The organism is Sporosarcina jiandibaonis (assembly GCF_013184495.1).
GTDB lineage: Bacteria > Bacillota > Bacilli > Bacillales_A > Planococcaceae > Sporosarcina > Sporosarcina jiandibaonis.
On sequence record NZ_JAAOIY010000002.1, the window covers coordinates 53,399 to 68,708 of the forward strand.

The following is a 15,310-nucleotide window of genomic DNA, read 5'->3' on the forward strand; positions in this document are numbered from 1 at the left end:
TGAAATCTGAATTCTGCCGAGTAAGTGAAACACTTCATCGTTCACGTACTCGGTTTTTGTTTGTTCTGCAAAACGCTCTTTCGAACAGAAATAAACCTTCTTCGGATTTCAATGTGAAATCCTTTAATGTAAACTTCATCATACCCAATTTCCCCCGTCATCTATAAAACTTTTGTAATATACAAGGAAGAATATAATAAAAATTCAAACTATTCGTTGATGTGTAGTGAAATTGGATGTAAGATAATATTAATAGCAATAAAGAAGGAAAGAGGGGAGAAATTTGATACAACAAATCATCTGTCGACATGTTGAAAAATCTTTTGCGGGCGATGGTACAAAAACGACTGCGCTTAAAGATGCTAATTTAACATTTGAAAAAGGAGAATTCACAGCGATCATTGGGCCGTCGGGTTCTGGAAAATCCACATTGCTAAGCTTGATAGGCACTTTAGATAAGCCGACGCAGGGTGGCATTTTTTATGATGGTGAAGAAATCTTAACCAAAAGAAAAAACCGAATCGCCGATTTTCGCTTTGAAGAAATAGGTTTCATCTTTCAACAATTCCATCTCCTTCCCACATTAACTGCATTGGAAAATGTTCTTACCCCATTGTTTTCTAGAAAAGTCCCATATGACAAATTAAAACGAGCAAAAGAAGTCCTGGAACAAGTAGGGCTTCTGGATAAAATGAATTCGCTTCCTTCTCAATTATCAGGCGGTCAGCAACAGCGCGTTGCAATTGCTCGTGCCATTATACACAAACCAAGCTGGCTACTAGCGGATGAACCTACAGGTAACCTGGATACACAAACAGGAGAACGAATTTATGATTTGTTAAAAGAACTAAATGAACAAGAAGGATGCGGCGTCTTATTTGTGACCCATGATCCAGCGCTTGCGGATAAAGCAAAACGTATTATTTCGATGAAAGATGGTGATGTCATTTCGGATAAAGTGGGTGTAACACCGTGATTCGATTTATTTGGCAGAATTGGTGGAGACGGAAAGAGCGGTTTATTTTATTAATTGTTGGGGCCTTCATTGTTAGCGCTGGATTGACATACTTGATTGGATTATCTGAAATAAATAAAGGGACAATTGTCGATACCTTACAAAAAAGATGGTCAGCTTCTTATGACATCGTTGTTCGTCCACAGGGAACCCGAAGTGTTACGGAGGAGAAAAAACTGTTGGAACCTAACTACTTAAGTGGCTTAAGTGGAGGGATTAGTGTTGAACAATATGAAGTGATAAAGAATATACCGGGTGTAGAGGTTGCAGCACCAATCGCGATGATCGGCTACGCTATATATGATGTGAATTTTAATAAGGTCGAATTACCTAAGGAAGGCATTTATAGAAGGACAACGACGACAACCGTAAATAATGGGATAGGTGAGGAAATAGAATCCCATAATTCCTACTTTCCAATCGATATTTGGGATATTTCAAATAAAGGATCTGAATATGGGGTTGGTGCTCCGCATATGGATTTGATGGTTACTGGAGAAACCCTTTTAGCAGGAATCGATCCTGAACAAGAAGCGAAGCTAATTGAATTAGATAAAGCAATCATTGATTTAGGAACAAGTCGGTATTTTGAGGCTACCGATACCTACTATTTTAATGAATCAAATAAATACCATGAATTTCCGATCATTGTTAATCAAAAAGCATTTGCCCAAACGTTAGTAGACATTACCTTTGAACGCCTTGATGTTTCCATTAATAAAGACAATGCTAATGAAATAATGGAAGGCGTTAAGGAAGCCGGGGGAGTAAGTTATCTAGATACTCTTGAAGGAGAAGTGACTGATACATTCTCTTTTACAGGGGAAGAAGCCTTTGAAACATTTGTCAGCAGGATGACAGGTGTTGATTGGAAAACAGGTGAAGTAGTTGAAGAGAACGAATCGAAGACATACGGTGAAGAAATTACAGGCATTGTGTATAAGCCTAGTCCATTGGAATATCGTGAAATCTCAAGTCCCTATGCCGACCGGTGGCCATATTCCTACCAAGTGATTCCTTTCCAGAATGATGAAGATACCGTAGGCGTGTATCAAAATACGCAGTCTTTCCGAGAACCTAAGTTAATGGCAAAAGAATTCTTGGACTTGCCGCAAATTAAACCAAATTGGATAGGCTTTTACGATGCTGGTAAGCTAGCAATCTCAAAGGATCCAGCTAGTGAATTGCCGATGGAAACCTATCGTCCCGCCACTGCCGAGTTTGTAATGGATTCAGAAGGTAATCCAGTGAATCCACCTAAAAAGTTAAAACCAATTGGCGACCGTTATAGCTTTTTAACCGATCCACCGGGTATGTTAACAACAATAGAAGCAGCAGAAAGGGTATTAGGGGATAAGCCCATTTCAGCAATTCGGATTAAAGTATCCGGGATAGTAGATATAGGTGATGAAAGTCAGGCCATATTGGAACAGGTTGCTAGGGAAATTGAAAGTAAAACAGGACTCATTACAGATATCACAATAGGCTCTTCCCCGCAATTAGCGTTAACCTATGTTCCTGGCTTAGATGATAAAAGTGATATTGGTTGGTTACAACAACCATGGGTGAATATTGGATCGTCTATTTCTATTTTCAGGGAAACGAAAGTTGGTTTTTCAGGCGTAGTTGCGAGCGTTATTGCTGTTGCAATCGTCTACGTATGGGCCTCTGGAATCGTTAATTTGCTAGCTAGAAGAAAAGAGTTTGCTGTATTACTTTCTATTGGCTGGCGACCGAGTCAATTAAGTCGATTATTGTTCTTGGAATCTAGCATAATTGGTCTATTCGTCGCGTTAATTTCCTGGATGATGCTCGGTTTTGTTTTTGTATCGGGTGATGCCACGATATCTTTTAATCGTTTCTTATGGACCGGTTTATTTGGACTTATCGTTTACGTGCTAGGGGCGATTATTCCGATGATGTTAACGCGGAATATTTCTCCCTATGAAGCAATGCGCATAGGAGAAATTTCAGGTAAAAGTAAACGGATGTTCCAAGCCAAAGGCATTAATCGCATGGCCTTTAACCATTTTATCGGTAAGTGGAAAAGGAGTTTTCTATCGGTTATTTCGATTGCGTTACCAACCGCTTTATTGGCTGTGTTTCTCTACATTACATTCAGATTAAAAGGAATTATGTACACCTCATTATTAGGTGAGTATGTCGCATTGGAGATAGGACCTACACATTATGTTGCGATCATCGTGTCCTTAATTATCGCTGTTTTAACCACAGCGGAAATTATGTGGCAGAATGTTTCAGAACGAAGAGAAGAAATTTCTTTACTCCAAGCAATCGGATGGAAAAGATGGAGCATTCGTAGGTTAATCTTGGTGGAAGGAATGTTTAGTGGTCTATTTGCTGCGATGATTGGTCTAACAATTGCATTTTTGATGATGTGGGGATTATATAGTGCTTTCCCGAAAGAGGAAATTGGGTTTATCTTAGCGACAGGATTGATCCCGGTAGTCATTGGGTTAATCGGAACGATTTTCCCTGCGGAAAGAGCAGTTCGAATAAATCCGAGTGAAGGTATGGGTGGAAATATTTCGAACCAAAAAGCTGTGGAAAAACGTTTAAAATGGGTTTTGATCTCAACATCTATTTTATTGGTGGGTACTTTTCTAGTTACGATGGTCAAGGTCACGCCTAAAATTGAACGAGCTCATACAGGGGTTGAAGTGGAGTCGGCTTTTAGTCCAACTGAAGGCGGTGTTGAGGGAAAGACGGATTTCAACAAACCGAGCTTGAACACTGAACATGAGAAAAAAGAGAAAGTTTACGAAACCCCGGGAGAATATGAATTGGAGTTCGCATCAACTGAAACTAGTCAGGGAAAATTAGCCTTATCCTACGAGGCTAAAGAAGTAGAGAGTAGTTTTCCAACTGTCGAAGCGGGAGAGAAGAATATTGCAATCGAATTTTCCTTTGAAGTACTAGATTCGATGACACATGAAATGCGGCCAAAGCAAAACTTTTCTCTTGTTGTAGGAGAGGAAAGCTATCGCCCGGTCGAAGTCAAAGTGCTTGAATCAGATAGCTGGAAAGATGAGCATTGGTTAGAAGGATATCGAGATGGGCAGATGCGCGCTGTGTTGGAGTTTACGGTTCCCGACAATGTTGAGAGTTATGGCTTGTTGTTAAGAAATCAAACTCTAGGGAAAGGGATAATGGTGTGGTTTGAATAAATATAAAAATGGTGTTCTGGTAATGACCGGAACACCATTTTTATTATGAATTAATTAGTTGTAGTATAATAAATGGAAACTATGAATTTATTTGAAGGAGTCCATAAATGAAAAGTTTTACAATCGATTCACTGTTAGATGTGATTGGCGAGTTATTTTCTGATGAAATATCAATCGCTATTTCAGATACGAAAGAATATATTTATTATCGTCCGAGTAAACGGATTGATTTGAAAATTAGTGCGGGGGATCCAGTAAAGGAGGGAACGATTGCCTATAAAGCGCTTGCCCAGAAACAAAAAGTGTCAGAGTTTATTGACCGGGACGTTTTCGGGGTTCCTTATCACGGCATGGCGGTCCCTTTTCATCATGACGGTGAATTGGAAGGTTGCGTGATGGCGATTTATCCTGCCTACACGGACGGGAAGTCTGTCGTGACTGTAAAGACGCCTGATGGCTGGATTCCTGTTTCATTTAAAGATGTGAAGTATGTTGAAGTGAAGGACCGTAAAACGATCGTCGTCGCAGATGGTTTTTCAGGCACGCATAAAAACACTTTGCAAGAGTTTGAATATTTATTGCCAAGAGATTCGTTTGTCCGATGCCATCGATCGTTTATCGTAAACGTCCACCATATAAAAGAAATCTTCCCGGACACGCACTCGACTTTTGTTTTGGCGATGGATGACGAAACGAAAATCCCGGTTAGCCAATCGTATTCTAGTTATTTCCGGAAGCTTTTAGGGTTCTAATATATTCTGTTTCAAACATGATTTTAAGTGCTTTAGCCAGTAATTCTTTATTACAAAACGGAAACCTCCCATCGACTATTTCCATCCTGTAGAATTAACTAAAAGTTATGAAAGGTGGAATAAATCGATGGATAAACCTATGAATCGTATTAAACATCATCAATTGAAAGACGTTGTTGTAACACCGGAAGAGGCGGCATCCTGGATTGAGGACGGTATGACATTGGGGTTGAGTGGATTTACCCGGGCTGGTGACGCGAAAGCAGTTCCATTGGCATTGGTGAAACGTGCAGAGCATGAAAAGTTCAAGGTGAATGTGTTTACTGGGGCTTCGTTGGGGTCGGATATTGATCGGTTATTTGCAGAAGCGGGCATTATAAACAAACGTCTGCCATTTCAAGCAGAACCAACGATGCGGAAGAAAATAAATGACGGGGAACATCTCTTTGTTGATCATCATTTATCGCATACTGCAGAACTGATTCGTGCGGAAGTGATCGATCCAATTGATTTCGCAATTTTGGAAGCGGTTTCAGTAACGGAAGACGGAATGATAATACCGACAACGTCCGTTGGAAACTCATTGACATTCGCAGAGCATGCAAAGTCGATCATTATTGAAATCAATACGGCGCAGCCAACTGAACTTGAGGGATTACATGATTTATACGATCCGGGAAAACAAGGCGAGCGTCAGCCGATCCACTTAACGAACGCGGATGATCGTATCGGTACAATCGGCATTCCGATTGATGTGGAGAAAGTGAAAGGAATTGTTTTCACCAATCAATTAGACTCCCCTTCAACGATTGTGGCACCAGACCATGAAACAGAAATTATGGCGGAACATCTATTGACGTTTTTACGTTCGGAAGTACAAGCTGGTAGATTAACAAATAAGTTAGCGCCTTTGCAGTCAGGAATCGGTTCCGTAGCGAATGCGGTGCTGCACGGCATGATCAACTCTGAATTCGAGGATTTAGAAGTGTATTCTGAAGTGCTGCAAGATGCGGTGTTTGATTTGATTGATGCGGGCAAGGTTCGTTTCGCGTCTTGTGCGTCGATTACATTATCTGAAGAGAAAATGGAACAGGTATTTAATAACTTCGAAGAATATCGCGACAAGCTGATTATGCGCCCGCAAGAAATTTCGAATCATCCTGAAATCATTCGCCGTCTCGGTTTGATTTCCATTAATACTGCGCTCGAGTTGGATATTTACGGGAATGTGAACTCGACGCATGTTTCTGGAACGAAGATGATGAACGGAATCGGCGGTTCTGGTGACTTTGCGCGTAACGCACGACTAGCCATATTTGTAACCAAATCAGTTGCAAAAGGCGGCGACATTTCAAGTATCGTGCCATTTGTTTCACACGTCGACCATACAGAACATGATGTGGATGTCATTGTGACGGAACAAGGCTATGCGAATCTGCGCGGACTTGCGCCGAGAGAACGTGTCGGATTGATCATCGAGAATTGCGCGCATCCAATGTATCGCGACCAACTGCGCGCGTATTACAGCGAAGCGCTTGAAAGAGGCGGTCAAACCCCGCATGTTTTGGAAAAAGCATTTTCTTGGCATACGAATTTGGCAAAGAACGGGACAATGCGCGAACTAGTTGAAGAGTTTGCTTAATTATTGACATAGAAAAGGTTGCCATCCGATGTGGCAACCTTTTTTGTATGGGTGGATTGGTTGATACTTGGGTAAACGACTAAAGTGGGTGCTGAAACGACTAAAGCGAGTCTGCAAACGACTAAAGCACATGTGAATCGACTAAAGTACATCCCGAAACGACTAAAGCACGTCCGCAAACGACCAAAGCCATCTAAATCAAAAGTCGCCACGCCCGGACCTAGAGCCACCCCCCCTAAAATCACTCCGTCTTCGCAGCCAACGCCCGCTCAAACTCCTGCTTCACGCGATGAAGCAATTCAAAGTCCGTCAATAAACGATAACCCGTAGACGCTAAAGCTTTTGCGCCTGTAATCAACGCTTCATCGCCAATTTCCGACTTCGCAGCTTCTCTGAACTCGTCCGTGTGCGCGACAAGATTATCAGGACCGATTTTGATATACGGATGTGCAGTCGGAACTTCGTAACTAATATTTCCAGCGTCCGTGGAACCTTTACCTTCTCTCTTTTCGGTATGAACCACTTCGCCAAGTGCAGAAAGTTCTTCATCCAAGACATTATCAAGAACCGAGTTAAGGACAAGGTCTTTCACTTCATTTTGGAAGCGTTCGATTTTGACGGTCGCGCCTGTCGCTAGCGCGGCTCCTTCTGCGATATTTCGTACTTTATCCGAAACCTCGACTGTTTTTTTCCATGAAGCTGCGCGTATATAGAAACGTGCCGATGCATATTCCGGAATAATATTCGGGGCATCCCCGCCGTGCGTAATGATGCCGTGAATACGGACGTCGGACGGCAATTGCTGGCGAAGCGCATTGATGCCGTTGAACAGTTGAATAACAGCGTCTAACGCGTTAATGCCGTGATGCGGCGAACCGGATGCGTGAGCAGGTTTTCCGAAAAAGTGGAAGTCGAGTGGATCTACAGCAAGCGATTCCCCTGTCGTCGCAGTTTTGCCGGATGGGTGAATCATCAGCGCTGCATCCACATCTTTTAAGTAGCCATGTTTTACGAAGCTGCCTTTCGCGCTGCCATTAGGACCGCCTTCCTCAGCAGGAGTCCCGAGAACGACGACTCGACCTCCTGTTTCAGGAAGTGTTTCAGCGAGTGCAATTCCCGCTGCAACACTCGTCGCACCTATAATATTATGTCCGCATGCATGTCCTAACCCTGGAAGAGCATCATATTCAGCAAGATAAGCGACTGTCGGGCCTTCTATTCCACTGTCTTTCACAGCGTAGAAGGATGTTTCATGACCAGCAACGGCTGTTGTCACTTCGAAACCCGCATCTTCCAACAGCGCAACGTGTTTAGCGCTGGCAAACACTTCTTCATTCCCGATTTCCGGATTAGCATGGATCTCCTGACTCGTTTGAATATATAACTTGCGGTTCTTTTCGATGGATTGGAATAACGTGTTCGTCTCTTCTGTTACAATGCTCATTATGAATGCCCCCAGTTCAATTATTTTTTAAGGTCTTCAAATACCTTGTCAATCTCATCCTGCGTTAACTTGATCAGATAAGACCCGCCTTTTGTATCTTCTTCAACAGCCTTTGCAATATCGTCTTCTTGGTATAACTCAACGATGCGTTTGAATGTTTTATTGTCTTTTTCCTTCTCGCTTGCTGCGATTAAATTCACATAGGGATAAATACTTTCATCATCTGCAGTTTCCCTGAAAATCGGATCCTCGCCTGGTGAAAATCCTGCCTGTCCAGCAATTCCGTTGTTAATAATTGCTGCAGTAACGTCTGGCAATACGCGTGGTGTTTGTTGTGCGACCATCGGAATAATATCTAATTTCAATGGATTTTCTACTATTTTACTCGGGTCTCCAAATAATCCGAAATCATCAGATAGTGTAATGAGTTCAGCACTTTCAAGTAGACGCAGTGCACGTGCTTGGTTAGAAGGGTCATCTGGAATCGCGATTTTGTCGCCTTCTTTAATTTCAGAAACATCCTTGATTTTTTCGGAGTAAACGCCTAGCGGTGCAAACATCGTCGAACCAATTGGAACAAGTTCATTTCCGCTTTCTTTTACATATTGGGATAAGAAAGAAAAATGCTGGAATGCATTCAAATCAACATCGCCTTGAGCAAGTGCGTTATTCGGCAAAGTATAATCCGCGAATTCGACTAGTTCAATTTCAATGCCTTCTTTCGCCGCTTTTTCTTTAAGAATTGGCCACTGCACACCATCTGATCCGTTAACGCCTATTTTTACTTTAACTGTGTCACCATCTGCATTACCTTTTCCGCCGCAAGCAGTTAATATAGCCGCAGTAAAAATCGCTAAACATAAAATCAATAATTTTCTCATTTTCTCTTCTCCTTTTAATTAAGTTTATCTGTCAATTAACGACGCATAACTTTTCTAGAAATCGTATTTCCGATCCATTGCGCGAGTTGCACCATAACGATGAGGATGACGACCGTTACGATCATGACACTCGCGTCGAATCGTTGGTAACCATAAGTCATGGCGATATGTCCAAGGCCTCCGCCCCCGACTGTTCCCGCAACCGCGGAAAAGTCGATTAGACTGACTGAAACGAAAGTCAATCCTAATATCAAAGGCCCAAGCGCTTCTGGAATCAATACCGTAAAGATAATCCGAAGCGGGCTAGCCCCCATTGCTTGCGCAGCTTCGATAACACCAGGGTCGATACTGACCAAGTTATTTTCAACGACTCTGGCAACAACGAAACTCGCCACAATCGTCATCGGGAAAATCGCCGCGGTCGTTCCGATGGTTGTACCGACAACCAATCTCGTTAGTTGTGAAATGGCAACTAAGAAAATGATGAATGGAATCGGTCGAATGATATTGATAAGAATATTTAACACCTGTGAAACTGCTTTATTTTCCAAAATATTATTTTCTCTTGTCACAAATAATAGAAGACCGAGGGAGATCCCAATGATTGAACCGAAAATAAGTGTGGCAATCACCATAATGAGCGTTTCACCAGTCGCTTCTACAATCCGTGGCCAAAACGTGGACCAATCAACTCTCATCTTTAATGACCTCCTTTATGTCAACGATCTTTTCAAGTTCCTGCAATACTTTTTGGATCTTTTCCGGTTCGCCTTCAAATGAAATAAGGAGATTTCCGAAAAAACGTTCTTGAACTTCTCGAACAGAACCGTAAACGATGTTGAAGTCGATTCCGTGTTTTCTAGTGACTTGCGACAGTACTGGGTCGCTTGCGATTTCACCTTTAAAAATAACGCGATATAACCGGGTACCGCCTTTTGACCGCCATTCATCCAACAGCTTTTCCGAAGGCAAGTCTTGTTGGATCGATTGGATAAAACGTTGCGTCATCGGATGCTGCGGATTCGTAAAGGTTTCGAAAACCGCGCCCGACTCGATCACTTCGCCATCTTCCATGACCGCCACATTGTCGCAAATGGATTGGATGACGTGCATTTCATGTGTGATAAGAAGAATGGTGATCCCCAACTCCTTATTCACCTTTTTCAACAACCGTAAAATATCGGCTGTGGTATCCGGATCCAAAGCAGAAGTCGCTTCGTCACAGATTAGAACTTCCGGGGAACTGGCAAGCGCCCTGGCAATTCCGACACGTTGTTTCTGTCCGCCGGATAGTTGATCGGGATAATCTTTCGCTTTATCGGACAGACCGACAAAAGCCAATAGTTCTTTTACACGCTCATGGATTTCCTGTTTTGATACGCCTGCCAGCTTTAAAGGATAAGCGACGTTTCCGGCAACAGTTCTCGAGTTAAACAAGTTAAAGTTTTGGAAAATCATTCCGATGTTCCGGCGTTGCGTGCGCAACTCCTTCGCTGATAATGAGCTGACGTCAACGTTTTGGATGAACACAGAACCAGAAGTCGGGCGTTCAAGCATGTTCACCAACCGCAGCAAGGTACTTTTTCCAGCGCCGCTAAATCCGATAATGCCGTAAATATCCCCTTTTTTAATCGATAGGGAAACATCCTTGACCGCATGCACCTCCCGTTTTCCAAGACTAAACGTCTTCGAGACATTTTTAAATTCAATCATGTAATGACCTCCTGATAAAACACTCATTCCGCTTAAACAACTTCTCAGCCATCCATCAATCTTTCCAGTTTTGAAAAACGAAAAAGCCCCTTCTCACTTATCATTAGAACGATAAGAAAAAAGAGGGCTTCTAGTATGTAAGAAACCATCTCGTTCTCATCTTTCAAATGCCGAAGCACTTGCAGGAATTAGCACAGTATTCATTCTGCATGAATCTGTTGCCGAGATGTCATAGGGCCTGTCCCTCGATCTCTCTTGATAAGAAAGTGATGTTTTGCTATTCGATTGTCGCAAGAATTAATTCATACTCTAGAGTGAAAAGAATGACAAGTCAATGAAATAATCAAAGTAAAATTATTCAGACTAATTTACTCAGGATTGATAGCGTTTACATTCCGAGAGTAATTAATCTTTCAAAATGGTATGATATGAAATAGTTATGAGGTGGACTCGAAATGACTATTTTACTTTTTATTGTCATCATATTATTCGCATCAATTTTACAAACAAGCACGGGATTCGGCTTTTCCATCATGGCAACGCCGTTTTTACTGTTGATTTTTGAACCAAGAGAAGCCATTCAAATCAATTTACTCCTATCGCTCGTCATTTCAGCGGCGCTTATTAGAAAAATACGCAAAGATGTTGACTTGGGCATCTTAAAACGCTTCATGATTGGAAGTTTACCAGGGTTGCCAATCGGGATTCTGATCTTCTTATTCACGGAAACGGGGAAGTTGAAAGTCGGTGTTGGAGTAGTCATTTTAACGTTAACGCTTTTGCTTATTTTGAATTTCCGCTTAAAGATGACGAAGCTCCGTGATTATTGTGCGGGAGGCATATCGGGTTTGCTGACGACGGGAATCGGCATGCCTGGACCGCCTTTACTGCTCTACTTTTCAGGAACAGGCACGCCGAAAGCGCAATTGCGCGCCACGACGTTAGCGTTTTATCTCTACATTTATTCAATAAGCTTAATTGTTCTAGTTCTTTTTGCCGGGACGAATCAAGCCGTTTGGACATCGAGTGGAATGGGATTGCCCCTTGTCGTTTTAGGGCTGTATTTTGGACAAGGCCTATTCCACCGTATCAATCAAACGTATTTTCGAATTTTTACTTATGTGATATTGTTATTTACCGGGTTTTATTTATTAATTCAATAGCCTAAACCGCGATTTCGCTCATTAAAGCGTGCGTATTGCCTTCGGTATCGTTGAAGAACACCATCCATGTTTCTGTTGAACCCATTTTTGCGACAACATGCGGTTCATCCAAAAATGAAACGTCCTTGGCTTTCAACGTTTCGTAACGCTCGTGAATGTCATCGACGTTGAAATAAAGTATGGAACTAGCCTTCGAAAATTGCTCTTTTTCGGGTAGAGTCAAGAGCAGTCTCACACCGTCGCAGTCAAAGAATGCCATCGTATCAGTATTGAATAAAAGCGATAAACCTAAAATATCTCGGTAGAAAGAAACTGCACGGTTTAATTCTTTTACGGGTACTGCAACTTGACCGATTCTATTAATTTGAGTCATATCAATATCTCCTTTGGCACCATTTTCTCAATTGTAACACAATGTTTTTGTTGTATTACATTAGCTTAGAAATAAACATCGTCGCAATGCCAAAGTAAATAAGAAGTGATAAAATATCATTGATTGTCGTGATAAGCGGTCCGGATGCAACAGCTGGATCCACATTGAACTTGTGCAAAATAAGCGGGATAATCGTTCCTGCGAGCGTCCCGATAATAAGGGTAGCAAGTAAGGAAGCACCGACAACTAACCCAAGAACCAAACTGCCTTGCCAAATGTATGCGATGATTAAAATAACAATTGCGCAAGTTAAACCAATAATAATTCCGACTAAAAACTCTCTGAAAATCAGTTTCATCGTTTTCTTCGGGCTAAGATCTTCGGTCACGAAGCCGCGCACAACGATGGCGAGCGATTGGGTTCCCGTATTTCCTGTCATTCCAGCAATCATCGGCATGAAAAAGGCCAGAGCGACAACAGCTTCAAGCGTCGCTTCAAATCTTGCAATGATACTTCCGGAAACAAGACCGATAAATAACAGCAAAATAAGCCACGGAAGACGTCGATAGGCCGCAATGAACGGCGGCGTAGTGAAGTCGATGTCCTTACCTGAAGCTAAAAGCATCCCGATATCGTCATCTGCTTCTCTCATAATAATATCGACAACGTCATCAACCGTAATGATTCCTGCCAATGTATTATCCTCCACCACAACCGGGATGGAGACGAAATCATGCCTGGCAATCAGTTTCGCCACTTCTTCTTGTTTCGTCGACACGTCAACTTTAACAACATTTTTGACCATGATATCTTCAATGACAACATCAGTTTCCGCGAGCAATAAATCACGGTAAGAAACGACGCCGACTAGTTTTCGTTCATGATCAATCACGTAGAGGTAGTTCAAATACTCCGCCAAATCCGAGAAGTGTTTTAGTTTATCGATGGCTTCTTCAACCGTGTATGACTTCTCGATCCATACAAAGCGGTCAGACATCGAGCGCCCGGCAGACTTTTCGGGATAGGAAAGGATTTTACGGATCGCGGCAGACTCTTCGTGTTTCATCTTTTTAATAAGTTTATCAATGGCATCACTTGATAATCCTGTCAACATGACCGCAAGCTCATCATTTTTCATAAGATCTAAGAGTTCTGCTGAACGATCAGGTTTCAGAATTTCAATAACGTGGAGCTGTTCATCTCTAGTCAGGTAGCGCAAGAGATACGCTAACTCCTTTAAATCCAAATATTCAAGGAAAAGGGGTTTGCGTTTTGTCGGTAATTCCTTATATAAATGTGCAACGTCATAAGGCATAAGTTCTTTGGTGACATCTTGAAACTCTTCTTTCTTTCCATCTTTCAGCAGTTGAATTAAACCGATTGCAATTTCATCTTCTTCAATTTTTTTGATCAATGACAACACCCCTCTTTCGAAAAAATGAATGATTCTCTTTGTTAATTTGCCCTAAAAGTGTTATTTGAAAACCTGGATGGTAATCTTCATCATAATGAATGAATGCTGAGGTGCAGTCAATTGGATAAACTACGGATAGGAAAATCAATTGTTGTTTTCATGCTTATACTGGTAGTAATAATCATCCCAGTTATCAAGAATCAATCAGACAAATCAGAAGTTGTTGTCTCGCCTTCTTCTAAAGAGTTTGTATTTAAAGAAATTAAGCCGAACGAAGAAATGGAAAAACAACTAATTGAAAATAATGCTGGATTAGAGGAACAGATTAACAAAGTATTGAAAGACGCCAGACTGGAAGGAACAACAACTTCTATCAGCATACGAAACGCGGCGGACGGGAAAATACTTTACACAAATTTAGGCGATACCAGAGTCCATCCAGCCTCTCTCATGAAACTTCTCACAGGAGCAGCGGCCCTTGAGACGCTCGGACTTGAGCACGCATTTAAAACAGAACTGTATACAGACGGGAAAATTAAAAATGGAGAGCTTCAAGGGAATCTTTATATAAAAGGACTAGGAGACCCGACGCTTACAAAAGACGATTTAATCCTGTTTGCAACGGAATTAAAAGAGAAAGGCATTCATTCCATAGCCGGTAATCTATTCGGAGATGATACATGGTATGACGATGATCGGCTTTCACAAGATTTGAACTGGTCAGATGAGCCGTATTACTCTGGCGCGCAAGTTTCGGCGTTGACGCTTTCCCCGAATGACGATTTTGACGCTGGAACGGTTATCGTCGACGTGTATCCCGCTGCCAAATCCGGTGAAGCCGGGTCGATTCGAATGGTTCCAGAAAACAGTTATATAAAAATTGTCAATAAAACAAAAACCGTTGCGAAGAACGGGACATCCTATATTAAAGCAGAGCGCGTACATGGTTCGAACACGGTCATCGTCTCCGGAACAGTCCCGCTAGGTTTAAAACAAAATCGTTCCTGGGCATCGGTTTGGGAACCGACGAATTACACATTGAATGTATTCAAACACGTACTTGACGAGCAAGGCATCGAATTCACTGACGTCACACAAATCGGAACAGGCAAAGTTCCTAGCGGCGCAAGTCTATTGGCTACCAACCAGTCCATACCTTTAAAAGAAATACTCACGCCTTTTATGAAGTTGAGCAATAACGGACATGGGGAAGTTCTCGTCAAAGAAATAGGACGAGTAATCGGCGACAAAGGAAGTTGGGACAAAGGGCTTGAGGTTATGAATAAAACACTCGCTGACATAGGCATGGACATGAATACCATATTGCTGCGCGACGGTTCAGGGATGTCCCATAAAACCCTCGTCACCGCCAATGAAGTGACCAATCTTTTATTTATTGCGCAAACAAAACCCTGGTACGATGACTTCGTGAATTCATTACCTGTCGCGGGCATTGAAGAAAGATTTGTCGGAGGAACATTGCGTTATCGAATGAATGGCACAGCAGCAGAAGGCAAAGTCAAAGCGAAAACGGGAACGCTAAACGGCGTTTCGTCTTTGGCGGGGTATGCGGAAACGAAAGACGGGGAAACGCTAATCTTTTCGGCGATTATCAACAATCACTTGGATGACACGGCATACGGATTGTTAGACGAACTTGCGGTGATCATTGCGAACTATCAACGGGATTAATGAAAGCTGTACAAACACCTAGGTGTTTGTACA

Annotated in this window: 13 protein-coding genes and 1 riboswitch; of the genes, 6 read left to right on the plus strand and 7 right to left on the minus strand. The window is 42.1% G+C overall.

What is annotated here, in order from left to right:
- The first annotated feature begins 283 nt into the window (after window positions 1-283).
- From G8782_RS07335 to scpC, 4 genes are all read left to right on the plus strand, one after another.
- Window positions 284-976, plus strand: a complete 693-nt coding sequence (locus tag G8782_RS07335; RefSeq protein WP_172370307.1) for an ABC transporter ATP-binding protein — start codon at window positions 284-286, stop codon at window positions 974-976.
- Window positions 973-4,203 (plus strand): FtsX-like permease family protein, encoded by a 3,231-nt coding sequence (locus G8782_RS18675; RefSeq protein ID WP_172370308.1) that lies wholly within the window; start codon window positions 973-975, stop codon window positions 4,201-4,203. The genes G8782_RS07335 and G8782_RS18675 overlap by 4 nt, the downstream gene beginning before the upstream one ends.
- 107 nt (window positions 4,204-4,310) lie before the next feature.
- Complete coding sequence (locus tag G8782_RS07345) at window positions 4,311-4,955, plus strand: LytTR family DNA-binding domain-containing protein (RefSeq protein WP_172370309.1); 645 nt, start codon at window positions 4,311-4,313, stop codon at window positions 4,953-4,955.
- A gap of 127 nt (window positions 4,956-5,082) precedes the next feature.
- On the plus strand, window positions 5,083-6,597 hold the full coding sequence (scpC, locus tag G8782_RS07350) for a succinyl-CoA:acetate CoA-transferase ScpC (protein ID WP_172370310.1): 1,515 nt from the start codon (window positions 5,083-5,085) through the stop codon (window positions 6,595-6,597).
- On the opposite strand, the gene G8782_RS07355 is transcribed toward scpC, so the two are convergent.
- From G8782_RS07355 to G8782_RS07375, 5 genes are read right to left on the minus strand one after another with little or no spacing between them, the layout of a single operon-like run.
- Window positions 6,594-6,827, minus strand: coding sequence for a hypothetical protein (locus G8782_RS07355; protein ID WP_172370311.1), 234 nt, complete (start codon window positions 6,825-6,827; stop codon window positions 6,594-6,596). The two genes, scpC and G8782_RS07355, sit on opposite strands and share 4 nt — an antisense overlap.
- An 11-nt stretch (window positions 6,828-6,838) precedes the next feature.
- Window positions 6,839-8,041: a M20 family metallopeptidase gene (locus tag G8782_RS07360; RefSeq protein WP_172370312.1), complete on the minus strand. Its 1,203-nt coding sequence runs from the start codon at window positions 8,039-8,041 to the stop codon at window positions 6,839-6,841.
- A gap of 20 nt (window positions 8,042-8,061) precedes the next feature.
- Complete coding sequence (locus G8782_RS07365) at window positions 8,062-8,922, minus strand: MetQ/NlpA family ABC transporter substrate-binding protein (protein WP_172370313.1); 861 nt, start codon at window positions 8,920-8,922, stop codon at window positions 8,062-8,064.
- A gap of 35 nt (window positions 8,923-8,957) precedes the next feature.
- The gene (locus tag G8782_RS07370; protein WP_172370314.1) at window positions 8,958-9,620 is read right to left on the minus strand and encodes a methionine ABC transporter permease; all 663 of its coding nucleotides are present in this window, start codon (window positions 9,618-9,620) and stop codon (window positions 8,958-8,960) included.
- Window positions 9,610-10,635, minus strand: a complete 1,026-nt coding sequence (locus G8782_RS07375) for a methionine ABC transporter ATP-binding protein (protein WP_172370315.1) — start codon at window positions 10,633-10,635, stop codon at window positions 9,610-9,612. The genes G8782_RS07370 and G8782_RS07375 overlap by 11 nt, the downstream gene beginning before the upstream one ends.
- Window positions 10,636-10,788: 153 nt before the next feature.
- Window positions 10,789-10,900, minus strand: a riboswitch (SAM riboswitch).
- Between the two features lie 190 nt (window positions 10,901-11,090).
- Here G8782_RS07375 and G8782_RS07380 point away from each other — a divergent pair.
- The gene (locus G8782_RS07380) at window positions 11,091-11,798 is read left to right on the plus strand and encodes a sulfite exporter TauE/SafE family protein (RefSeq protein WP_172370316.1); all 708 of its coding nucleotides are present in this window, start codon (window positions 11,091-11,093) and stop codon (window positions 11,796-11,798) included.
- A 1-nt stretch (window position 11,799) separates the two neighbouring features.
- Here G8782_RS07380 and G8782_RS07385 read toward each other — a convergent pair whose 3' ends face one another.
- Complete coding sequence (locus tag G8782_RS07385; protein ID WP_172370317.1) at window positions 11,800-12,171, minus strand: VOC family protein; 372 nt, start codon at window positions 12,169-12,171, stop codon at window positions 11,800-11,802.
- Window positions 12,172-12,226: 55 nt separating this feature from the next.
- The gene (gene mgtE, locus G8782_RS07390) at window positions 12,227-13,585 is read right to left on the minus strand and encodes a magnesium transporter (protein ID WP_172370318.1); all 1,359 of its coding nucleotides are present in this window, start codon (window positions 13,583-13,585) and stop codon (window positions 12,227-12,229) included.
- 120 nt (window positions 13,586-13,705) lie between these two features.
- Between mgtE and dacB the strand changes: the two genes are divergently transcribed.
- Window positions 13,706-15,277 carry a D-alanyl-D-alanine carboxypeptidase/D-alanyl-D-alanine endopeptidase gene (gene dacB / locus G8782_RS07395; protein ID WP_246231606.1) on the plus strand — a complete coding sequence of 524 codons (1,572 nt, stop codon included), beginning with the start codon at window positions 13,706-13,708 and terminating at the stop codon, window positions 15,275-15,277.
- The last annotated feature ends 33 nt before the right edge of the window (window positions 15,278-15,310 follow it).